General features: G+C 60.2%; 22 protein-coding genes. 16 read left to right on the top strand and 6 right to left on the bottom strand.

Annotation, left to right across the window (positions count from 1 at the left end; all coding sequences use genetic code 11):
• Window positions 1–21: 21 nt before the first annotated feature.
• Complete coding sequence (locus Q1A51_RS14240; protein WP_299600003.1) at window positions 22–1,599, bottom strand: DUF5928 domain-containing protein; 1,578 nt, start codon at window positions 1,597–1,599, stop codon at window positions 22–24.
• Window positions 1,600–1,739: 140 nt separating this feature from the next.
• Here Q1A51_RS14240 and Q1A51_RS14235 point away from each other — a divergent pair, with 140 nt between their 5' ends.
• The 3 genes from Q1A51_RS14235 to Q1A51_RS14225 all read left to right on the top strand — a co-directional run bounded on the left by Q1A51_RS14235 (window position 1,740) and on the right by Q1A51_RS14225 (window position 4,492).
• Complete coding sequence (locus Q1A51_RS14235) at window positions 1,740–2,558, top strand: sulfotransferase family protein (RefSeq protein ID WP_299600002.1); 819 nt, start codon at window positions 1,740–1,742, stop codon at window positions 2,556–2,558.
• Between the two features lie 103 nt (window positions 2,559–2,661).
• Window positions 2,662–3,045, top strand: coding sequence for a hypothetical protein (locus Q1A51_RS14230; RefSeq protein ID WP_299600001.1), 384 nt, complete (start codon window positions 2,662–2,664; stop codon window positions 3,043–3,045).
• A gap of 43 nt (window positions 3,046–3,088) precedes the next feature.
• The gene (locus tag Q1A51_RS14225; RefSeq protein ID WP_299600000.1) at window positions 3,089–4,492 is read left to right on the top strand and encodes a PepSY domain-containing protein; all 1,404 of its coding nucleotides are present in this window, start codon (window positions 3,089–3,091) and stop codon (window positions 4,490–4,492) included.
• 51 nt (window positions 4,493–4,543) lie between these two features.
• On the opposite strand, the gene Q1A51_RS14220 is transcribed toward Q1A51_RS14225, so the two are convergent.
• Window positions 4,544–5,215: an SGNH/GDSL hydrolase family protein gene (locus Q1A51_RS14220; RefSeq protein ID WP_299599999.1), complete on the bottom strand. Its 672-nt coding sequence runs from the start codon at window positions 5,213–5,215 to the stop codon at window positions 4,544–4,546.
• A 114-nt stretch (window positions 5,216–5,329) separates the two neighbouring features.
• Between Q1A51_RS14220 and smpB the strand changes: the two genes are divergently transcribed.
• The 6 genes from smpB to Q1A51_RS14190 all read left to right on the top strand — a co-directional run bounded on the left by smpB (window position 5,330) and on the right by Q1A51_RS14190 (window position 9,792).
• Entirely contained in the window at window positions 5,330–5,806 is a 477-nt protein-coding gene (smpB, locus tag Q1A51_RS14215; protein ID WP_299207814.1) for an SsrA-binding protein SmpB, read from the top strand.
• Window positions 5,807–5,951: 145 nt separating this feature from the next.
• Window positions 5,952–6,221, top strand: a complete 270-nt coding sequence (locus tag Q1A51_RS14210) for a hypothetical protein (RefSeq protein WP_299599998.1) — start codon at window positions 5,952–5,954, stop codon at window positions 6,219–6,221.
• A 73-nt stretch (window positions 6,222–6,294) separates the two neighbouring features.
• A complete protein-coding gene (gene sseA, locus Q1A51_RS14205) occupies window positions 6,295–7,149 on the top strand; it encodes a 3-mercaptopyruvate sulfurtransferase (protein ID WP_299599997.1) in 855 nt (284 codons plus the stop codon).
• Window positions 7,149–8,330: an amino acid aminotransferase gene (locus tag Q1A51_RS14200; RefSeq protein ID WP_299599996.1), complete on the top strand. Its 1,182-nt coding sequence runs from the start codon at window positions 7,149–7,151 to the stop codon at window positions 8,328–8,330. Before sseA ends, Q1A51_RS14200 begins: the two co-directional genes overlap by 1 nt.
• Before the next feature lie 248 nt (window positions 8,331–8,578).
• On the top strand, window positions 8,579–8,944 hold the full coding sequence (locus Q1A51_RS14195) for a VOC family protein (RefSeq protein WP_299599995.1): 366 nt from the start codon (window positions 8,579–8,581) through the stop codon (window positions 8,942–8,944).
• A gap of 197 nt (window positions 8,945–9,141) precedes the next feature.
• Window positions 9,142–9,792, top strand: a complete 651-nt coding sequence (locus Q1A51_RS14190) for a hypothetical protein (RefSeq protein WP_299599994.1) — start codon at window positions 9,142–9,144, stop codon at window positions 9,790–9,792.
• A gap of 422 nt (window positions 9,793–10,214) precedes the next feature.
• Here the strand turns inward: Q1A51_RS14190 and Q1A51_RS14185 are convergent, their stop codons facing one another.
• Window positions 10,215–11,525 carry an ammonium transporter gene (locus Q1A51_RS14185; RefSeq protein WP_299599993.1) on the bottom strand — a complete coding sequence of 437 codons (1,311 nt, stop codon included), beginning with the start codon at window positions 11,523–11,525 and terminating at the stop codon, window positions 10,215–10,217.
• Between the two features lie 27 nt (window positions 11,526–11,552).
• Complete coding sequence (locus Q1A51_RS14180; protein WP_299207794.1) at window positions 11,553–11,891, bottom strand: P-II family nitrogen regulator; 339 nt, start codon at window positions 11,889–11,891, stop codon at window positions 11,553–11,555.
• Between the two features lie 252 nt (window positions 11,892–12,143).
• Here Q1A51_RS14180 and Q1A51_RS14175 point away from each other — a divergent pair, with 252 nt between their 5' ends.
• A complete protein-coding gene (locus Q1A51_RS14175; RefSeq protein ID WP_299599992.1) occupies window positions 12,144–14,303 on the top strand; it encodes a transglycosylase domain-containing protein in 2,160 nt (719 codons plus the stop codon).
• Window positions 14,304–14,391: 88 nt separating this feature from the next.
• Here Q1A51_RS14175 and Q1A51_RS14170 read toward each other — a convergent pair whose 3' ends face one another.
• Together Q1A51_RS14170 and Q1A51_RS14165 are read right to left on the bottom strand one after the other, a co-directional pair.
• The gene (locus Q1A51_RS14170; RefSeq protein WP_299601109.1) at window positions 14,392–14,982 is read right to left on the bottom strand and encodes a phospholipid-binding protein MlaC; all 591 of its coding nucleotides are present in this window, start codon (window positions 14,980–14,982) and stop codon (window positions 14,392–14,394) included.
• Between the two features lie 7 nt (window positions 14,983–14,989).
• Complete coding sequence (locus Q1A51_RS14165; RefSeq protein ID WP_299599991.1) at window positions 14,990–15,751, bottom strand: VacJ family lipoprotein; 762 nt, start codon at window positions 15,749–15,751, stop codon at window positions 14,990–14,992.
• Between the two features lie 164 nt (window positions 15,752–15,915).
• Here Q1A51_RS14165 and Q1A51_RS14160 point away from each other — a divergent pair, with 164 nt between their 5' ends.
• From Q1A51_RS14160 to Q1A51_RS14135, 6 genes are all read left to right on the top strand, one after another.
• Window positions 15,916–17,652 (top strand): type I secretion system permease/ATPase, encoded by a 1,737-nt coding sequence (locus Q1A51_RS14160; RefSeq protein ID WP_299207786.1) that lies wholly within the window; start codon window positions 15,916–15,918, stop codon window positions 17,650–17,652.
• Window positions 17,649–18,950, top strand: a complete 1,302-nt coding sequence (locus Q1A51_RS14155) for an HlyD family type I secretion periplasmic adaptor subunit (protein WP_299599990.1) — start codon at window positions 17,649–17,651, stop codon at window positions 18,948–18,950. The genes Q1A51_RS14160 and Q1A51_RS14155 overlap by 4 nt, the downstream gene beginning before the upstream one ends.
• A 67-nt stretch (window positions 18,951–19,017) precedes the next feature.
• Window positions 19,018–19,476, top strand: a complete 459-nt coding sequence (locus tag Q1A51_RS14150) for a RidA family protein (protein ID WP_299599989.1) — start codon at window positions 19,018–19,020, stop codon at window positions 19,474–19,476.
• Window positions 19,473–20,240, top strand: coding sequence for a glycerophosphodiester phosphodiesterase family protein (locus tag Q1A51_RS14145; RefSeq protein WP_299599988.1), 768 nt, complete (start codon window positions 19,473–19,475; stop codon window positions 20,238–20,240). Before Q1A51_RS14150 ends, Q1A51_RS14145 begins: the two co-directional genes overlap by 4 nt.
• A gap of 65 nt (window positions 20,241–20,305) precedes the next feature.
• Window positions 20,306–21,493, top strand: a complete 1,188-nt coding sequence (locus Q1A51_RS14140) for a GNAT family N-acetyltransferase (RefSeq protein ID WP_299599987.1) — start codon at window positions 20,306–20,308, stop codon at window positions 21,491–21,493.
• Entirely contained in the window at window positions 21,490–21,786 is a 297-nt protein-coding gene (locus Q1A51_RS14135; protein WP_299599986.1) for a 4a-hydroxytetrahydrobiopterin dehydratase, read from the top strand. The genes Q1A51_RS14140 and Q1A51_RS14135 overlap by 4 nt, the downstream gene beginning before the upstream one ends.
• Window positions 21,787–21,788: the final 2 nt, after the last annotated feature.

The following is a 21,788-nucleotide window of genomic DNA, read 5'->3' as shown; positions in this document are numbered from 1 at the left end:
GTGCGACCGCAAAGCCGCAAACTAGTCCGAAAACAGGTAGTCGACAGACGCGATCTCGCGCGCCTTCTCAGGCGGGACGCTCAAAAAGTGAGACAGTGCAGACGCGTTGTCATCCAGATCCGCAATTTCCTGGATCCGATCCAAGTGTTCGAAATTTGCATCGCGGATGCGATCAGACTCGAACGTCATATCGTTGCGGATCGTGGGCAACAATCGTTCCAGGGTTTCCGTGCTTGTCTGTTCTCCGGCAAGCCCCACACGCATGGCATGCCCAATCAGGTAGTCATCGGAAAAAGCGCACTGAACTTCCAGCATCCGCGTGATTGACCGATCGCCCGCAAAGTCCTGCAACAGGTCCAGGTTGCCCGGATCCATGCATACAATCAGGCGATCAGTGTCAAAATAGTCAAACAGCATCCGCATCAACGCACGCCTGTGGCGCGTGCGCTTTTCCAAGGTCGTCTGGATGCCACCAAGATCGGGCAGGGGCGTATGCTCTTCGTTGAATAGATACTCGATCGCAGGAACGTTGGTTGTCACCCGGATGCGTTCGAGCAGCCTCTTGGCGACGTGCCACTTCTTGCAGACGATGATCAGCAGCTCGCGATTGCGCCCCAAGGTGCTTTCGGTTTCCCAGAACCGGGTCGCAAAACGGCGCCCGATCCGGCCCCGTCCGGTCAGGAACTTGAACAGGCTCGCCCCTTCGTTCGAAATCTGGAACTGCACATTCTCCGCCGCGTACAGCAGGCCAAGGCGGCGTTTCAGATCCCGCGCTTCCGGGCTGATCTTGCGGGCAAACAGAAAATCCTGGCTCAGCAGCAGGTCATAGTGATCGTCATAGAATGTCACCGGCATGCCATAATCCGTGAACATCAGGAAGGTCAGCGTCCGCGTGCGAATCTCGTCCTCCGGCACCACATGGCGCACGATGGTCTGAAAGAACGTCTCGTCCGGGATCCACGTGGTCCGGAAGAACCGCATCACGTCCTTGCGTTGGCGGGCGAAGTCCAGGACCCATTCGATAGTCCGACGCCGCAGACACCACCACTGGCTGCCGATCTGTACCTGTATGTCGGCCGGAATTTCACGTTTGATCCCAAAGCGTTGCTGTAAATGGTAGCTGGTATAGAACCGCCATTTCTGCGTGCGCTCGTTAAAGAAGTGGCGGTAGATCAACCGCTCTTCCTTCATCCCGGTCTTGATCCAGTCGCTCTCGAAATAGTCGAAGCTCTCGATAAAATCGGCGTCGTTGTCATCAAGGAAGCGGTGGGTGTACTGGGCGGACTTGATCGCCATGCAATCGCCGGACAGCATGTAGAAATGGGTCGCGCGGGGAAACGCCTCAACAGCGCTTTCAACGGCATAAAGCGTGGCTTGGACAAGGCTCCATTCTCCCCACCCGCATTTGATTCGGCGGTTGGCAAAGGCCACGTTGGGATTGTCCTTGAGGGCCGCGCGAATCTTGGCAAACGCCACACCGCTCGCGCGGGCATCAAAGTGGATCGCCATATAGTCGCCCGCAGCCGTCAGGCGTTCGGCCTGCTTGATGATGGCCTCCGGGTCCTTGTGACACAGCAGGATGTAGGCGATTTTTGCCATTCAGGAAACTTTACTGCCTCTTAGCGTGCGATTGTTTACGGTGATAAAGCTAAGGAGAGATTGAATAAACAGGATTTATTTGCTTTTTTGCGCCACAACGCGGGCGGCAAGGATCGCAGCAGGTAAAAAGGGCAAGTGGTATGGGGTTCCCAGGGACCTGGATGACGGAAAGCGAAAGTGTTGTGTATCGCGTGGTGCCGAAATGCGCCTGCTCGACCATCGGGCAGATTATGTTCTACTCGGATCACGGCGAATTCTTTGATGGCGACATTCACGATGCCCAAGGCGGCATGCACAAATGGGCGCTTGAGGCGAGCCAGCCGATCATCACCGACAACGTGAAATCCCATGGTTCCTACGCCTTCACCTGCGTACGCAACCCCTACACCCGCATCCTGTCGTCCTTCTTTGACAAGATCTGCGGCATCCAGCGCAACGGCAAACGCTATCGCGGCAACCTCGTCCCGCTCCTGATCCAGAAATACGGGATCGAGGTCGGGGGCGATGATGGCAAGCAGGAGTTTGACCAGATCCAGTCGTTCCGCCGTTTTCTGCTCTTTGCCCGGGACACGATCCGCTGGCGCCGCCCGATGGAGCCTGACATTCACTGGTCCGCCATGTCGGGCCATGTCAGCACCTTCATCGTGAACGGCGGGAAGTATGACAAGATCATCTGGACCGAGAAGTTCAACGAGGGCATGGAAGAGGTCATGCAGGCCATCGACACGCCCAACAGCGTGAACATCGCCGACATCCCCCGCTTCAACGAAAGCGAAGGGCATGGCCCAAAACGCGCTCACCCGGTCGAGGATTACTTCGACGATCTGTCGATGCATCTGGTCTACGAGATCTACAAACGCGATTTCGAAGTGTTCAAATACGATTTCGAGGATCCGTCCAACAAGATGCCCATAGGCGAGATTGACCTCGACGAAGTGCACAAGAAGCTTGGCGACTGACGGGCGGTAGATTTCCGGTTTTGAGCGCTGGACAGCACTGCCGTCGATGACTGCGACAGTTTTGCGTGTAGGCTTTGAACAGACTGCTCTATAAGCGGTGCGCATGAGCGCGCGCCCTTTCAACAACCTGATCTCGCTGGCCCGGGTCGGCCTTCGCGCCGCGATCACACTGCTTTTCATGCTGTTTTCGCTCATCGCCCCTGGCACCATGCCCGAGGCGCAGGCGGGGACAATCACGATGGTAATTTGTACCGGGCTGGATACAACGACGGTCACGCTTGATGCTGATGGCAACCCGGTCGAGGCACAGCACCAGCTCTGCGACTGGGCCGGGCAAGCGACGCTTGACCGTGCGCCCGCCATCGACTTCCCGGCACACGCAGCCCAAATCTCTGCCTTCACGCCGAAACTGACCCGCGTCTCGCAAGCGCTTGCGCAGCTGCGCCCCGACCGCACCCGGCCAAGGGGGCCGCCCGCACACCTCTGACAGACCCAATCCAACACATTGATCTGACAGAGGAATTTTTCCAATGGTCTCTCTCGACCCAACCCAGACGCCTGAACAGGCGCAAGACGCAACCGCGTCCTCCAAACTCTATCGCGCAGCATGGCGCTGGCATTTCTATGCCGGTCTCTACGTGATTCCCTTCTTTGCGATACTCGCTATCACCGGCATGGCAATGCTCTGGATCGCCTTTGTTGACGGGCGCGACGGCGACCGCATTCCAGTGATCCCGCAAGATGCAGCGCTGGCCGTTTCCCAACAGGCCGACGCAGCCGTTGCTGCAATACCCGGCGGCGCGCTACGCCAATACGTGGCGCCCCGCAGTGACGACCGCGCCGCCATCTTCCGCGTGGACGCCGAAGACGCAGCCACCATGGTGGCCATCGACCCCTATACCGGGGCAGTGCTTGAAACCTTCCCGCGCCGCTCGGGCTGGTATGACTTTGCCGACAATGTGCATGGCACTTTGCTTTTGGGCGTCACCGGCGACCGCATGATCGAGATTGCCGCGTCGCTCGGCATGGTGCTGATCGCCACGGGCCTCTACATGTGGTGGCCCCGTGGCGCCGGCTGGCGCGCGGCGCTTGTCCCATCCTTCGGGCGCGGACGGGCCACCTGGAAATCCCTGCATGGCGTTTTCGGCATCTGGATCTCGATGTTTCTAGTGTTTTTCCTGATCTCCGGCCTCGCCTGGGCAGGCGTCTGGGGCGAAAAGATGGTCCAGGCCTGGAGCCAGTTCCCAGCCGAGAAATGGGACAACGTGCCCTTGTCGGACGACATCCACGCCTCAATGAACCATGGCCCCAAGGAAGTGCCTTGGGCGTTGGAGCAGACGCCCATGCCGGCCTCCGGCAGCCAGGCCGGTATCACGGGAATGCCCGAAGGGACGCCCGTGACGCTCGACACAGTGGACATGCTGGCCCGCCAGATCGGGTTCGACGCGCGGTATCAGCTGAACCTGCCAAGCGGTGCGGATGGTGTCTGGACCCTGTCGCGCGACAGCATGAGCAATGACAGCGAAAACCCCATGGCGGACCGGACCACGCATATCGACCAGTACACAGGCAAAATCCTCGCCGATGTGCAGTTCGCCGACTACTCGCTGGCGGGCAAGGCCATGGCCGTGGGCATCGCTCTGCACATGGGCACGCTGGGCCTGTGGAGCGTGCTGGCCAACACCCTGATCTGCTTGTCCGTCCTGCTGTTGTGTGTCTCGGGCGTGGTGATGTGGTGGAAACGGCGCCCCGGCGGGTTGCGACTGGCCGCGCCCGCGCTGCCACGCGATATGCCGCTTTGGCAGGGGGCCGTGCTTGTGGGGCTTGCCATCTCGCTGGCCTTTCCGATGGCCGGGATCACGCTGTTGACCGTTCTGTTGCTGGACTGGCTGATCCTGTCGCGTATTCCCGTGCTGAAGCAGGTGTTTTCCTGATCTATCGCGCCCGCCCTGACCCAGCCCGGGCGGGCGCACGACACGTGCGCCTTACCGCATCACGGCCGCAATCCGGGCCGCGATGGCCGCGCTGCCCTTGGGGGAGGGATGAATGCGGTCCGCTGCGTGAAAGCTCAGATCGCCATGCGGCACCAGATCTGCGATCGAGACAAAGGTAACGCCTGCGTCACCCTCGGCCATCCGTGCCAGCCGCGCCTCATAGGCATCACCTATATCGCGGCAGTGATCGATCATCGACGGTTGGCCCGGGGTCCGCAGGTAGCCGACATAAATAACCCGCGCGCCATCGGCCCGCGCCCGGCGCACCATATCCACTACGGTGCCGCTCGTGCCGTCCGCGCTGATCAGCCTGTTCAGCTGGGCGTCGCATTTGCGGCACCCGCAGCCCAGCCACAGATCGTTGCCGCCGCCATTCATGATCGCCCAATCCCAGCGACCGACGGCGTATTGGCTGCCGATCCGCAGGCCCAGGCTGCCGCTGATAGGCAGTACATAGTGATAGCGTGCGCCAACGACGGACCTATCCACAACTGTGGCCCTCAACCGCTTTTCCAAAGCCGACACGACGGATCGGTTGGACGCCGCGTTCCATGCCAGCAGACTGTCACCCGTGGCGATGATCCGGGCCGCACCTGAGGATGGGACAGGTTCGGCACAGCCCAACAGGGCGGCAAATGCCGCCAGCACCATCCAGACCCGCATACCAATTCTCCGTTTCTTTCCCCGCCGCGCAGCTTATTCGCCCAAATCCCAAGATTCCATGAACTCCTGCAGAGCCCTTGCCTGCACCCGGCCAACCCCCTACATCCATCGCCCATGGCTCAAGGTAAATCAGACCCCAATTACAAGGTGGCCGCCGAAAATCGGCGGGCCCGCTTTGATTACGCAATCGAGGATGATCTCGAATGCGGCATCGTGCTTGAAGGGTCCGAGGTCAAGTCCTTGCGCGCCGGTGGTGCCAACATTGCCGAAAGCTATGCCCATGTGGACAATGGGGAATTGTGGCTGATCAACAGCTACATCGCGCCCTATGACCAGGCCAAATCGTTCAAGCACGAAGAACGCCGCCCCCGAAAGCTGCTGGTCAGCCGCAAGGAACTGTCGAACCTCTGGAACGCCACGCAGCGCAAGGGGATGACGCTGGTGCCCATCGTGCTCTACTTCAACCACAAGGGCCGCGCGAAGCTGAAGATCGGCATCGCCAAGGGCAAGAAGCTGCACGACAAGCGCGACACTTCGGCCAAGCGCGACTGGAATCGCCAGAAGCAGCGCCTGCTCAAGGAACGCGGGTAACGCCATACGTTTCCGTTCAGCCATGGGAAAACTGGCTGTGCTTTCCCCTGATGTGGTCCAGCGAAACTGCGCTATCCCCGTGCCGCCGGTGCGCAAAGGGGGTGCGGGTCGGACCTGGATAAGACCCCCGCAGGGAAGGGAACACATGGAACTCATTATTGGCCTGATTTCCGGTGCCATTGGCGGCAATGCCGCCGGCGGTATGCTCAAAAACCTCAATCAGGGGGTTCTGGTCAACTCGCTCAGCGGCATCGTTGGCGGCGGCATCGGCGGCACGGTCCTGTCGATGCTGGGCGGCGATGCCAGCGGTGGCATGGATCTGGCAGGCATCCTGCAACAGGTTGCCGGTGGTGGCATCGGTGGTGGCGCTGTTCTGGCCATCGTGGGGGCCTTGCGCCAGCAACTCGGTCGCTGACGCGCAGGCCTTGCCAATCTGGTCCCTCCGGCGTTAGTCAAAGGCGTTTTTGACCGCCCGGAGGGACTCACCCATGTCTGACGATCCAAAGACGCTTGTATCGACCGATTGGTTGGCAGCGCATCTCAAGGATCCCGACCTGCGGGTGCTGGATGCGTCGTGGTATCTGCCGGATGCAGGTCGCGACGCCCGGGCCGAATACGAGGCGGCCCATATCCCCGGCGCGCGCTTCTTTGACATTGACGAAATCAGCGATGCCCGCTCAGACCTGCCGCATATGGCCCCCCCGCCGGAAAAGTTCATGTCGCGCATGCGGGCCATGGGCGTGGGCGACGGACACCAGGTCGTTGTCTATGACGGTGCTGGTATTCTGAGCGCGCCGCGCGTCTGGTGGCTGTTCCGGCTGATGGGGCATCGCGATGTGGCCGTGCTGGATGGTGGTTTGCCGAAATGGCAGGCCGAAGGGCGCCCAATCGAAGACATTGGTCCCGTCATCAAGGACCGGCACCTGACGGCGCGGTTCCAGAACCACCTTGTGCGGGATGTCACGCAGGTCAGCCAGGCGTCCAAGCTGGGCTCGACCCAGGTCGTGGATGCCCGCGCCGCGGCACGTTTTAGGGGCGAGGCGCCAGAGCCGCGCGAAGGTGTGCGGTCCGGGCATGTCCCGGGCTCGCGCAATTTGCCCTATGACACGCTGCTCAACGGTGACAAAACACTGAAATCCCCCACCGAAACGCGCGCCGTTTTTGAAAACGCGGGCGTCGATCTGAACAAACCCATCATCACCACCTGCGGCTCCGGGATCACCGCAGCCATCCTCGCCCTCGCGCTTGAGCGTATGGGGCATGACAGTTGGTCCCTCTATGACGGAAGCTGGGCCGAATGGGGCATGTCGCCCATGGTCCCCGTCGCAACCGGAGACGTCTGATGTTCGAACACCTGACTGCGCAGAAACCCGACGGCATCCTGATGCTGATGCAGATGTATCGCGAGGACCCGCGCGACGCCAAGGTCGACCTTGGCGTCGGCGTCTACAAGGACGCGACAGGCAACACCCCCGTGATGCGCGCGATCAAGGCGGCAGAGCAAAAGCTGTGGGAAGTCGAAGACACCAAAAGCTATGTCGGCCTCGCCGGTGCGCCTGACTTCAACGACGCCATGGTGAACCTCGTGCTGGGCACCACCGTGCCGCGCAGCTCGGTCAACTCGGTGGCAACACCCGGCGGGACGGGTGCCGTGCGGCAGGCGTTTGAACTGATCCGCATGGCCAATGCCGACGCACGTATCTTCGTGTCGAACCCGACCTGGCCGAACCACCTGTCCATCCTCGACTACCTTGGCATGGAGAAAGTGATGTACCGCTATTTCGATGACGAAACGCGTGGTGTCGATTTCGACGGTATGATCGCCGACCTCAAAACTGCGAAAAAGGGCGATGTGATCCTGCTGCACGGCTGCTGCCACAACCCGACGGGCGCCAACCTGACCGGCCCGCAATGGGATGAGGTGATCAACGTCCTGCAAGATACCGGCGCGACCCCGATGATCGATATCGCCTACCAGGGGTTTGGCGACGGTCTGGATGTGGACGCAGCCGGTACACGCGCTGTTGCAGCGGCTGTACCCGAATGCCTGATCGCAGCCAGCTGTTCCAAGAATTTCGGGATCTACCGCGAACGCACCGGCATCCTGATGCTGGTCGCGAATGGCACGGACAAGGCGATTGCCCAAGGCACGCTGAGCTTCCTCAACCGTCAGAACTACAGCTTCCCGCCCGACCACGGCGCACGTCTGGTGACGATGATCCTGAATGACGACGCCCTACGCACCGACTGGATGACGGAACTCGAAGACATGCGCCTCGGCATGCTGTCCCTGCGCGAACAGCTCGCCAAAGAGCTTGAGACACGTTCCGGCTCGAACCGCTTCGGCTTCCTCGCCCAGCACCGCGGCATGTTCTCACGCCTTGGCGCGTCGCCCGAACTGGTGGTCAAGATGCGCGAAGACTCAGGCATCTACATGGTCGGCGACAGCCGCATGAACATCGCGGGGCTAAACGCCGAAACGGTGCCGATCCTCGCCGAAGCCATCGTCAAGGCCGGGGTCTGAGGTGGGTTCAAACAGGCCAACACAAAGGCGCATGATCTGACAATGCCGCAGAACGGGCCTGCTGTGCTGGGCCCGTTTTCGACAAAGGCCGGCGTTTTCCCGCAACGTGTTTCTATACCGCGTCCACACGCCTGAATTTGAACGCTGCATCGGCTGCAAGACAGTTCTGCGGTGCTGCCGCAGTGCGGGACTTTGTCGACATTGAACAATTGCCCTACAGTTCAATGCACCGAAGAGGAGTTAGCAGAATGGCGCAGTTTCGATATATCGTGCATGACGTTCAGGCGGCCGTAGACTTCTATACCGGTCTGCTGGATTTCACCCTTATTGAGCAGTACGGCCCTGCTATGGCAATACTGAACAAAGGAGACCTTGATCTTTGGCTGGCAGGACCTCCGGCTTCAGCGTCAAAGCCTATGCCAGATGGGTCGCAACCAGTACCTGGTGGTTGGAGTCGTATCGTTATTTCCGTCGGAAAGCTGGAGGAGCTTTCAACGAAACTTAGAGAGCAAGGAGTTGTATTCCGGAACGAGATCGTTGCTGGACCTGGCGGCAAGCAAATTCTGTGTTCCGATCCGTCCGGCAATATGGTCGAGCTCTTTGAACCTGCTTGATTGGGACCATGCAGTTCATAATCATGTCATTTTGGGCTCAAAGGCCCTCCAAACCGGTTCCCCGAATTGTAACGCAGACATGCTGGCCCAAAGACACTTGGGCTGGACCTCGCGTACTGTGCGCAGAAATCAGCTTGTGTCCAGCTTCGTCATCGTGCGGGCAGCCACACATTGGTCATTCCTGATACGAACCCACAATGCCTGCTCCGGACTCTCCTGATCAACTTCGCACTGCACTGTCCCATGTCCGCTGGCTGGGCGGGGGCAGCGGTGCCGGTAAGACAACCATCGCCAAGCGCTTGGCACAGACCCACGGCGCCCACCTTTATTCCAGCGACGACACCACGCAGGATCACGCCGCCCGTTGCCGGGCTGCGATATGCCCCCGTCTCGACGCATTCAAACGAATGAACATGGATGACCGTTGGGTGAACCGATCGCCCCGGGACATGCTGGACAGCTTTCACTGGTTCGCAGGCGAGGGCTTTGAGCTCATCGTGCAAGACCTGCTTGCTCTACCCCGAGACACGCCGGTGATTGCAGAGGGCTTCCGCCTCTTGCCTCGCCTGGTTGCGCCGCTGCTTTCTGACGGTCGCCACGCGGTGTGGCTCTTGCCGACACCGGCCTTCCGCCGTCAGGCCTTCGACGCGCGTGGCTCCACATGGGACATACCGAACCGGACGAGCGATCCGGAACGCGCCCTTGCCAACCTGCTGGCTCGGGATGCGATGTTTACGGATCGCGTGCAGGCGGAATGCCATCAGAATGACCTCTTTGCCTTGGCGGTTGATGTGGCGTCATCCGAGGCCGATTTGATGCGATGTGTCGGTGAGTGGTTTTTTGGATAGGGGGTACACCTGCCCGACTTCTGCCCGCGTCATCGGTTCGGGCCACGGCATCGCAAAATCGGGTTTGAGCAGACATGCGCCTGACCTGCAGCGACCCGCGCATGTCACTTAACCATTCAAAAGCGGCGCACAAATTTCAGGCGAAACCTGTTGCGTTAACTACGCCCCGCCCGTGCGCCGGGTCATTCTGTGCAGTTTCGGCCTCAAAATGCGCAGTTTCCAGATTCCACACCGCAATCCACCCAAATCGTGCGCTGCAAAACACGTAGTTTCAGCCTGAAAATGTGCAGTTTTGACGGGGCAAACGCCGACCGATGGGGGGCGCGCAACCTCGGTTAACGCCTCGTACGTACCTTTTACAAATGAAAAAGACCGGGCGCGAACGCCCGGTCAGTCGGTTCTCTAACTGAGAGGAAGGAGTCTCAGCCTTTCGAGAAATCCGGATACGCTTCCATGCCCAGTTCCGACATGTCGAGACCGTTGATTTCTTCCTCTTCGCCGACACGGATACCGATGACTGCCTTGAGGATGAACCACACGATCAGCGAAGCGACAAAGGTGAACACACCGTATGCGATGATGCCCAGCAGCTGCGTGCCAAGGTTCGCATCGCTGTTGTAGAAGACAACGGCGATGGTGCCCCAGATACCGGCAAACAGGTGAACCGGGATCGCACCAACCACGTCGTCGATCTTGAACTTGTCCAGAAGCGGCACGGTAAAGACCACGATCACACCACCGATGGCACCGATCCACAGCGCACCGAACAGGGTGGGTGCAAGCGGTTCTGCCGTGATGGATACCAGACCGGCCAGCGCGCCGTTCAGCACCATGGTCAGGTCAGGCTTCTTGTACAGAACCTGAGTCAGGATCAGGGCAGTCACAGCACCGGCGGCGGCGGCCATGTTGGTGTTGGCAAAGATGCGGCTCACGTCGGAAACGTCACCCACGGTGCCCATCGCCAGTTGCGAACCACCGTTGAAACCGAACCAACCCAGCCACAGAATAAACGTCCCCAAAGTGGCAAGGGCGAGGTTCGAACCGGGCATCGGATTGACCTTGCCGTCCTTGTACTTGCCCAGACGTGGACCCAGCACGATGGCACCAGCCAGAGCAGCCCAGCCACCCACGGAGTGCACGACCGTCGAGCCGGCAAAGTCTTGGAAGCCGGCAGCGTCAAGCCAACCAGCGCCCCATTTCCAGGAACCGGAGATCGGGTACATAAACCCTGTCAAAACAACGACAAAGATCAGGAAGGGCCACAGTTTGATGCGTTCGGCCAAGACACCAGAGACGATGGACGCAGTGGCTGCGACAAACACCAGTTGGAAGAAGAAGTCGGAACCGACAGATGCATAATCCAGCGCGGCGTCCGCTGCCGCGACGCCCACGGGGTCAAGGACAGTCTGGCCGCCGATGGCGAAGTAGCCGTTGAACTCGCCAGGATACATCGTGTTGAATCCGACGAGCCAGTACATGATGGCTGCAATCGAGAACAAGCCGATGTTCTTGGTCATCTGCATGGTCACGTTCTTGGAACGCACCAGACCGCCTTCAAGCATGGCAAAACCTGCCGCCATGAAGAAGACAAGGAAACCAGCCATGCAGAACAGCAGGGTGGTCATGATGTAGGGGCCGATTTCGTCAAAGCCCGGGGCGGCGTCCTGCGCCAGCGCCAACGTCGGCAGCGCGGTCAGCGCGGCACCGGCAATCAGAGATTTCGTAAGTTTCATTGTCCGTGTTCTTCCTATGGCTGGCGCTCAGATGGCGTCTTCGTTCGTTTCGCCGGTGCGAACGCGCACGGCCTGCTGGACGTCGAGAACAAAGATCTTGCCGTCCCCGATCTTGCCCGTCTGGGCGGTTTTGGTGATGGTCTCGACGATCTGGTCAGCCATGGCGGCGGCGACCACGATCTCGATCTTGACCTTGGGCACGAAGTTCACCGCGTATTCGGCACCGCGATAGATTTCCGTGTGGCCCGATTGCGAACCGAAGCCCTTGATTTCCGTAACCATCATGCCGCGCACACCGGCTTCGGTCAGCGCTTCGCGAACCTCTTCCAGCTTGAACGGCTTGATCGTAGCAATGATGAGTTTCACCACATGTCCCCTTTGATTGGCAGGTTGCCCTGCGATATGCGGGGAAGAGAGAGCATCGAGTGGACAGGGCAAAGATTTCGGCCGAGTAAAGCCTGCGCGCGGCGCCGTGTTGTGCATAAAAAATGCGCAATCTCTCGCAGATGCTTAAAAAATGGACGGTAAGGAATCCCGTACCTGCGCCATCAAGGGGCGTGGCAAAGCGATTGAAACGGGATACACTGCTGGAAACATAAGGCCGGGCAGGGGTCAAGCATGAGTGATTCAAGAAAGGGCAAACGCCCTTTGGTGGCTGATCGCCGCTATCCAAAAAAAGCGGCCAAGAAGCCCGCGCGTAAGGCGCCCGCCAAGCGCCGCAGGGCAGCGCCTAAGAAGCCTCAGCGCAACATCTTTGTCCGCTTGTTCCGCTGGATGATGCGATTGATCTGGTGGATCACCTGGCGTGTTGGGCTGACGGTCACAGCGGTCGTCGCGCTGGCCGTTGGCTATTTCTGGACCACGCTGCCGGATGCGAATGAACTGTTGGATGGGCGGGCACGTGGATCGGTCACATTGCTGGATCGCGAAGGCGACCGGTTTGCATGGCGCGGCGATCAATTCGGTGGGGCGGTCATGGCTGGCACCGTGGCGCCGGGCCTGAAGAATGCGGTGGTCGCCACCGAAGACAAGCGGTTCTACCGGCATTTCGGCGTCAGTCCGCGCGGTGTGGCCAGTGCCGTGCGCATTAACTTGCGCGAGGGGCGCGGCCCGCTGCAGGGCCACGGTGGTTCAACCATCACCCAGCAGACAGCCAAGTTGCTGTGCCTAGGCGTTGAATACGAGCCAAGCGAATGGGAGTCCGAAGCAGCTTACGTCTCTGACTGTCGCCGTGGCTCGCTCCAACGCAAGGCCAAGGAAGCCATCTACGCCATGGCGATGGAGGCGAAGTACTCCAAGAATGAGATCCTGTCGATCTACCTCAACCGCGCCTACATGGGCGGCGGGGCCTATGGGGCCGAAGCGGCTGCGCAGCGGTATTTTGGAAAGCCCGCAACTGATCTGAACCCGTCCGAAGGGGCGATGATTGCTGGTCTTTTGACTGCGCCCTCGCGCATGGCTCCCACATCCAACCTGCAGCGCTCGCAAGAGCGGGCGGCAACCGTCCTGCGCTTGATGGGTGAACAAGGCTATCTGTCGGACGCCGAGGTTGCCAAGTGGCAACAGAACCCTGCAAACCTGTCGCCCGCAGCGCGGCGCAAGGCCGGCGGCTACTTTGCGGATTGGGTCATGTCGACCGGCCCGGAATTCTTCACCCGCAACACGACCGAAGACGTGATCATCCGCACTACGCTGGATCAACGCTTGCAAAGCGCTGCCGAAGACGCGCTGAAAGAGGTGTTCGAAACCAAGGTCCGAGAAGGATCCAAAGCCCAGGCCGCGATCGTGGTGATGAGCGCGGATGGAGCCGTGCGTGCCATGGTCGGTGGGCGTGAAACGCGGGTTGCAGGCGTTTTCAACCGTGCGATCCAGGCGCAACGGCAAACCGGATCGGCCTTCAAGCCGTTTGTCTATGCAGTGGCGCTGGAATTGGGATACTCCCCGCTCGATTTTGTGGATGATGACCCACTGACCCTCGACATCCCCGGATCGGGTCGCTGGTCCCCACGCAACTACACCAACACTTATTCAGGTCGCGTAACCTTGACCAAGGCTCTGGCGGAATCGCTGAACATCCCGGCGGTCAAAGTCTCTGAAAGCGTGGGCCGGGACCTCGTCCGCCGCGTTGCGCGCGACTTTGGTATCGATGGGAATATGGCCGACGGACCTGCTTTGGCCCTTGGCGCGTCGGAAAGCACGCTTCTGGACATGACCGGTGCCTATGCCGGCATTCTGAATGGCGGGTCCTCGGTGACACCCTACGGTCTGATCGACCTGCGCCTGCAGGGCGATGACGAGCCTTTGATGGGCACCGGCGGCGGCATCGGTGAACGTGTGATCCGGGAAGGGGCGGCGAGAGAGCTGATCTGGATGATGGAAAAGGTTGTCAGTGAAGGAACAGGCCAGCGCGCGCAGTTCGGTGCTCGTGAAATCGCGGGCAAGACGGGGACAACGCAAGCGGCACGAGATGCCTGGTTTGTCGGGTTCACAGCAGACTACGTTGCTGGTGTCTGGATGGGCTATGACGACAATACACCCCTGACCGGTGTAACCGGGGGCGGGTTGCCTGCCGAGATCTGGCGCGAAACGATGGTAAGAATACACGAAGGCGTGCCAGCTAGCCCCTTGCCGCTGCAAGTGCCGGAACGTGCAAAGCGGCAGGCCGCCCCTGCGCCTGCACCACAACCTGCCCCGCGACAACAGGAAGTGCCGCGCACGACCGAAGGTCTGATCGAGATGCTGGTGCGCGATATTCTGGGCGGTGGCCGTTCACGCTAAGACGATGAAGAAGCCTGAGGGCGGAAGTGAACAAAAAAAGGCCCCGCATGCAGCAGAGCCTGTACTTGGTTGTTCTGCTTGGAGCCTGCTAGCTTAGCTTGCTCAGATCCGAGATCATGGCGTCGATGTCGCCGCCATTGCGGTCGATCAGTGCGCCAATCTCGGTGCGCTCGGTCAACAGCAGGTTCACACCTTCGATGAACATGTTGAAGAACAGGTCGCGGCCGGATCTGTCCGATACGTGGAAGGTCACCGCAAACGGGGACTCGCCACGCAGAAAAGCCGTGGTTTCGACTTCGAACCAATTCTTGACCTGCCGCACGCCTCTGACTTCCAGGCGACCGCCGATGAATTCACGAAAGCGGCGGCCATATTTGCGCGAAATATAGCCCTGAAACGCCTTCGAAAATGCCCGTTTCTGCCCGTTGCTGGCGCGGCGGCCATCCACACCCATGGCGTAGGCCGCGATGTAGGATGTGTCGCTGTACTTGGCAAAGATGCGTTCAAAATCGCGGAACATCGCATTCTCGCCTTTGCCTGAGGCGATGACATTGTTGATGTCGCCGACAAGCGAATTGATCAGCCGCTCTGCACTGGCTTCGTTCAGGGCAAAGGCGGGCACGGCGGGAAGAACTGCGGCAGCGCTGGTCGCTGCGGCAATGAATTGGCGTCGATACATCATCATACTAAAAACCCTCTGTATCCAAGGCAAACGGGTCAATCGCGGCTGCAGTTCCCGTATCGCCCAACTGAAAGCGGCGGTTCTGCAACCAGATCAGGCGTGCCTGCGCGTAACTGTCAGCGCTTTCATATAGGATCGAATCGACCGTGTCTGAAAACCGGCCACGGCGGGATAGGCCAGAAGCCGCCGCCGCGACGGTGCCATAATACTGTTCAGGGCTTTCGACCATGTAGCTCAGGGGGTTGGTGAACAGGTCAACAACCTTGCCGGTCGTGTTTCGCGTAGTCGACGGACCAAGAAGCGGAAGCTCAATGTAAGCGCCTTCGCCCACGCCCCAGACATAAAGCGTTTCGCCGAAGTCGGTGTCGTGCTGCGGAATTTGGAAGTCGCTTGCCACGTCAAACAGACCAAAGATGCCCAGAACCGAGTTCGTCAGGAACCGCACGGTCGAAATGCCAGCCCCACGGGCGTCACCCTGCAGCAGGCTGTTCACCACGACTGAAGGCTCGCCAAGATTCTTGGCAAAGTGGCTGATGCTGTCCTCAATTTCGTCTGGCAGCACGGTCGAGTAACCTACGGCTGCTGGACGCACCACGGCACGGTCAAGGCCACGGTTGAATGCGTGAACCCGGCGGTTTTGCGCCTCATACGGATCGAAGACGCCATCAGGTTGCGCGGGCCGTTGGTCCGACGTAGCACAGGCCGCCAGCGATCCGACGGCGATGAGAAGAAGGGCTGCGCGCCGAGCGCGACAAAAAAGAGACAATGCAAATCTCCGTTGGATATTCTTGGCATGTAATTAATGCAGTTATTCTAAATGCCCATAGCGCCACTTGGGTAACCTTGTACATGTGGCACTTGCGTGACAGGCAAAATACGCCATCGTGTCAAGAAAACAAAGTCGAGCAGTGAACAAGCGAAATGGTGCCGATGCAAAGTGAACTGACGAAAAGAGGACAGGCAGAGCTGTACGCGGCGCGCCGCAAGAGCAGGGGCCTATATTGGGCTGTCGGGCTATTCAGCCTGTTTGCCAACCTGCTGATGCTGACCGGACCAATGTACATGCTGCAGGTCTATGATCGTGTGCTGGGCAGCAGAAGCGAAGAAACATTGATCGCTTTGTCGCTTCTGGTGGTCTTTCTGTACGGTGTGATGGGCATTCTCGACTTCACGCGCGGTCGGATCATGGCGCGGGTGGGGGCACGTTTTCAGAACGACCTGGATCGCAGGGTGTTCGATGCGGTGGTCCGCAAATCTGCTGTTGCGCCGGACTTACGCACGCAGACGGGCCTTGCAGACCTCGAAGGGGTTCAGCGATTTATCACGTCGCCCGTGTTGATGGCGTTTTTTGATTTGCCGTGGACGCCAATTTTCATCGGTGCAATTTTTATTTTCCATCCTGTCTTGGGGTTTTTGGCGCTGGGCGGTGGCGCCGTGTTGATTCTTATTGCGCTGGCCAACCAACTCTTGTCGCGTCTGCCGCAGTTGCGCGCCGGGCAGGCGGGGCAGGTGGCGGCTTCGATGTCGGACCAGCTTCGGATTGAAGCAGAGATGGTGCAGGCCATGGGCATGCGCGACTCGGCCTTTGACCGGTGGCAAAAGGCGCGCGGCGCTGCCCTTGATGAACAAATCAAGGCGACGGATATCGGAGGGGGCTTTACCTCGTTGACCAAGACGTTGCGTCTGTTTTTGCAAAGCGCGATGCTTGGGGTGGGGGCTTATCTGGTTCTCCAAAATGAAATGACGCCCGGTGCGATGATTGCGGGTTCCATCCTTTTGGGCCGGGCGCTCGCGCCTATCGAATTGATGCTGACCCAGTGGCCCGTTGTGCAACGCGCGATCAAAGGGTGGGGCGCACTGGCCGAGTTGCTGGGGGCAGTCGGCCCTGAACCAACACGAACCGAATTGCCAAAACCCAAGGCCCGACTTGTGGCCAAAAGCCTGACAGTGGTGCCACCCGGCGAAAAGTCCGCGGCCCTGCGCGGCCTCAATTTCGATCTACCGCCGGGGCACGCCATGGGCGTGATCGGCCCGTCAGGGGCAGGCAAGTCCACGCTTGCCCGCTGCCTCACTGGCGTGTGGCGCCCCGCAGGCGGGTCTATCCGTCTGGATGCCGCGGCGCTTGATCAATATGCCCCTGACGTTCTGGGCATGCATATCGGCTACCTGCCGCAGCGGGTTCAGTTGTTTGACGGCACGATTGCCGAAAACATCGCGCGGCTCTCGACGTCGCCCGATGATAAAAAAGTTGTGGCCGCCGCGCAAAAGGCGGACGCGCACGAGATGATCCTCGAACTGCCGGATGGCTACGATACACGGATCGACGCAGGCCAACAGCGGCTTTCGGGCGGGCAGATACAGCGCATCGGCCTCGCACGGGCGTTATACGACGATCCGGTGATCCTTGTTCTGGATGAACCCAACTCGAACCTCGACAACGAGGGGACCATGGCGCTGAACCAGGCCATTCGCACGTCCAAGGCCGACGGGCGGTCCGTCATCATCATGGCACACAGGCCCGCCGCCATTCAGGAATGCGACCTGCTGCTGGTCATTGACGGCGGCGTGCGCACGGCCTTCGGACCCAAGGACGAAGTGTTGAAATCCATGGTCAAGAACCACGAACAGATCCAGCGCGCGCCCGCGGGCGCAGGAGGGGTATCATGAGCAACAAACGCTGGTCTGCAACCAAGCCGCTGGTCATTGGCTTCTTCGGTCTGTTTGGTCTTTTGGGCGGTCTGGTTGCGTGGGCAACCCTGACGGAAATCGCAGGGGCTGTGATTGCGTCAGGCCGGATCGAAGTCGACCAGAACAGGCAGGTTATACAGCATTCGACCGGCGGCATCGTGTCCAAGATCGAAGTGAAAGAGGGCGACAGCGTCGAAGCGGGTGACCTGTTGGTTCAGCTCGACGTCAAACAGATGCGCTCCAGCCAGGCCATCGTCGAAGGGCAGCTGTACGAATTCATGGCCCGCCGCGGGCGGCTTGAAGCCGAACGGGACGACAAGGACGAGATCACGTTCGAGTCCAAGTTGTTGGAGGTCGCGGCCACTTGGCCAGACGTACAAGAATTGGTGACTGGGCAGGAAAACCTCTTCTACGCCCGGCGCGAGTCCATTGATAACCAATCCGAACAGCTCGCAGAACGCGCGGCGCAAACCCGCAATCAGATCAAGGGGATCGAGGCACAAGAGGTGTCGCTGGCCCGGCAACTTGACTTGATTGAACAGGAACTCGAGGCGCAGCAAAGCCTGCTGGAGCGGGGGCTAGCACAAGCCTCTGGCGTTCTGGCTTTGCAACGACAACAGGCCTCGCTTGAAGGGCAATTGGGTGAGCTTGCGGCGTCCAAAGCCCAATCCGAACAACGTATCACCGAGATCGAAATCGAAGTGCTGCGCCTGACGTCCGGGCGGCGCGAAGAGGCCATCACCCAATTGCGCGACCTGCGCACGCGCGAATTGGAGTTGATCGAACAGCGGCTGGCCTTGCTGACCGATATCGAACGGATGGAGATCCGCGCGCCCGTATCCGGCATTGTCTACAACATGCGGGTGCAGACACCACGCTCGGTCGTGCGGGCCGCCGATCCGGTCCTGTTCCTGATCCCACAAGACCGCCCACTTGTCATCGCTGCACGGGTGGACCCGATTCACATCGACCAGATCGTGACGGGGCAGTCGGTGAACCTGCGGTTCTCAGCGCTCGACCAACGCACCACGCCTGAACTGGTGGGTGAGGTTGCGCTGGTATCTGCGGATGCGTTCGAGGACGAGAATGTCGGCGCCAGCTACTACCGGGCCGAAATTGTGCTGAGCCCCGGAGAAATCGACAAGCTGGCCGAGGGACAGGTGCTGGTTCCCGGCATGCCGGTCGAGGCGTTTATTCGCACGGCCGACCGGTCGCCGCTGGCTTACCTGATCAAGCCGATGGCGGACTACTTCAACCGCGCGTTCCGCGAATCCTGACATCGGGCCTTTTCACGGCAGCGCGGGCGGTCTAGCGTCCGCGCAAACCGATCAAAGGAGACATCCCATGTCCATCGAATCCCGCTTGTCCGAGCTGGGCGTGACCCTACCAGACGCCCCCGCACCCGCTGCCAATTACGTGCCGTTCGTGCAGGTGGGCGACATCGTCTATGTCTCTGGTCAGATCTCGAACGGACTGGATGGCCTGATCCTGGGCAAGCTCGGCGCCGACATGGACGTCGAGGCCGGGGCGGCAGCAGCAAAAACCTGCGCCATCAGCCTCCTGGCACAGGTCAAGGCGGCATGCGGTGGCGATATCGACCGGCTTGTGCGCGTGATCAAGTTGACCGGCTTCGTCAATTCGACAGCCGATTTCACGGACCAGCCTAAAGTCATCAACGGTGCGTCGGACTTCCTGGTCGAAGCGCTGGGTGATGCAGGTCGCCACAGCCGTTCTGCTGTCTCTGCCGCGGCTCTCCCGCTGGGCGTGGCGGTCGAGATCGAAGGTATCTTTCAGATCAAATGATCCCTCGTTTGCCCGATGCATTCTTAGATGCGCCACTGGCGCACCGCGCCCTGCACGATGTCACAGATGGCCGCCCTGAAAACAGCCGCGCCGCCATTCGCGCGGCCATCGACCATGGCTACGGGATCGAGATCGACGTGCAACTCAGCGCCGACAATCAGGCCATGGTGTTTCATGACTATGCGCTCGACCGTTTGGCCGAAGGGACCGGGCCTGTGCGCGTTGTCCCCGCGGGGACACTTCGGCAGACACCTCTGAAAGGCGGTGATGAAGGCATCCCGACGCTGCCCGAAGTGCTTGAGATCGTGGCAGGCCAAGTCCCGTTGCTGATCGAGATCAAGGATCAGGACGGCGCAATGGGCGACGACATTGGCCGGCTGGAGCAGGCAACGGCTGCCGCATTGAATGGCTATGATGGACCCGTCGCCCTCATGTCCTTCAACCCGCACAGCGTGTCGCGCATGGCCGCGCTGTGCCCGGACATCCCGCGCGGATTGGTCACCAGTGCCTACGCCGCCGATGACTGGCCTTTGAACGCAGCGACACGCGATCACCTGCGCGGCATCCCGGATTTCGACGGGGTCGGCGCGTCCTTCATCAGCCACGAGGCGGCAGACCTAGCCCGCCAACGTGTCGCAGACTTGAAAGATGCCGGTGCCAATATCCTCTGTTGGACTATCCGGTCGCTCGCGGAAGAAGCACAAGCGCGCGAGGTCGCACAAAATGTGACCTTTGAAGGCTACCTCGCCCCGCATCCTGGTTGAACCGCGCCGCGCGCGGCACACATTCAGTGGTCGAAGTGCAGGGGAAGGCCCCAGGAAAGACTCACGTGTCCGAACAAGAGATTGAAATCCGTGTGTTGCCCAGCCTGTCCGCCGTCTCGGAAACGGAATGGGATGCCTGCGCTTGTCCCGAGGCTGCAAACGGTGGCAGGCCAAACGACCCTTTCACCACGTACCGCTTTCTCAAGGCGCTGGAGGACAGCAATTCGGTCGGTCCCGGCACAGGCTGGCAACCGCAATACCTGCAGGCAATGGCGGCTGGGCAGACCATCGGCTTTGCACCGATGTACGCCAAAAGCCACAGCCAGGGCGAATACATCTTTGACCACAATTGGGCGCACGCGTTCGAACGGGCCGGCGGGCGGTACTATCCCAAGCTGCAAATCGCGGTCCCCCACACGCCCGCAACGGGTCGGAGGTTCCTGACCCACCCGGACTTTCCCGAACTGGGGATGCGCGGGCTAATCTCGGGCGCGGTGCAACTGGGGGAAAACAACAATCTCAGCTCGCTGCACGTGACCTTTTGCACGGAAACTGAGCGGGATTTCGGGGCTGACCTTGGTCTGATGGCCCGGACCACGCAGCAGTTCCACTGGCTGAACGACGGCTACGACACGTTCGACGATTTCCTCGCCTCGCTCTCCAGTCGCAAGCGCAAGAACATCCGCAAGGAGCGGCAGCGGGCGCAGGAGTTCGGCGGCACCATCCACGTGCTGACGGGTGATGACCTGCGGCCTGAACACTGGGATGCATTCTGGCACTTCTACCAGGACACCGGCGCGCGCAAGTGGGGCACGCCTTACCTGACCCGCCGCTTCTTTGACATCGCGCAGGAGACGTTGGCCGATGACATGGCGCTGGTGCTGGCCGAACGTGACGGGCGCTATGTTGCGGGCGCACTCAATTTTTTAGGCGCGGAAACGCTCTTTGGCCGCTATTGGGGATGTATCGAGCATCACCCCTGCTTACATTTTGAGCTGTGCTACTATCAGGCCATCGACATCGCCATCCAACACGGGCTGGCCCGTGTCGAGGCAGGGGCACAGGGCGAACACAAGCTGGCACGGGGCTACTTGCCCACGCAGACCCACAGCCTGCACTGGTTGGGTGATCCGGGCTTTGCCGACGCGGTGGCCCGCTACCTCGAAGCCGAACGTGAGGCGGTGGAAGAGGAGATCGAAATCCTCACGGACTACGGACCTTTCAAAAAGGTCCAGATCGAGGAACAGGAATGATGGAAAAGCTGAGCGATGAGACGCGGAGCACGCTGCTGGACCCGTTGCTTGCCACCGGATGGGCCGTAACCGACGGGCGCGATGCGATCCACAAGACCTTTGAATTCGCTGATTTTGTGGATGCGTTTGGATGGATGACCCGCGCGGCCATCTGGGCGGAAAAGTGGGATCACCACCCGGAGTGGTTCAATGTCTACAAGCGGGTCGAGGTAACCCTGACCACGCATGACGTGGGTGGGCTGAGCCCGCTTGACGTGAAACTGGCGCGCAAACTGGACAGCTTGGTCGAGTAGCG

The organism is uncultured Tateyamaria sp. (assembly GCF_947496075.1).
In the GTDB taxonomy this organism is placed as follows: domain Bacteria; phylum Pseudomonadota; class Alphaproteobacteria; order Rhodobacterales; family Rhodobacteraceae; genus Tateyamaria.
Note: the sequence above shows the minus strand (reverse complement) of the source record. Positions and strands in the feature narration are given on the sequence as shown.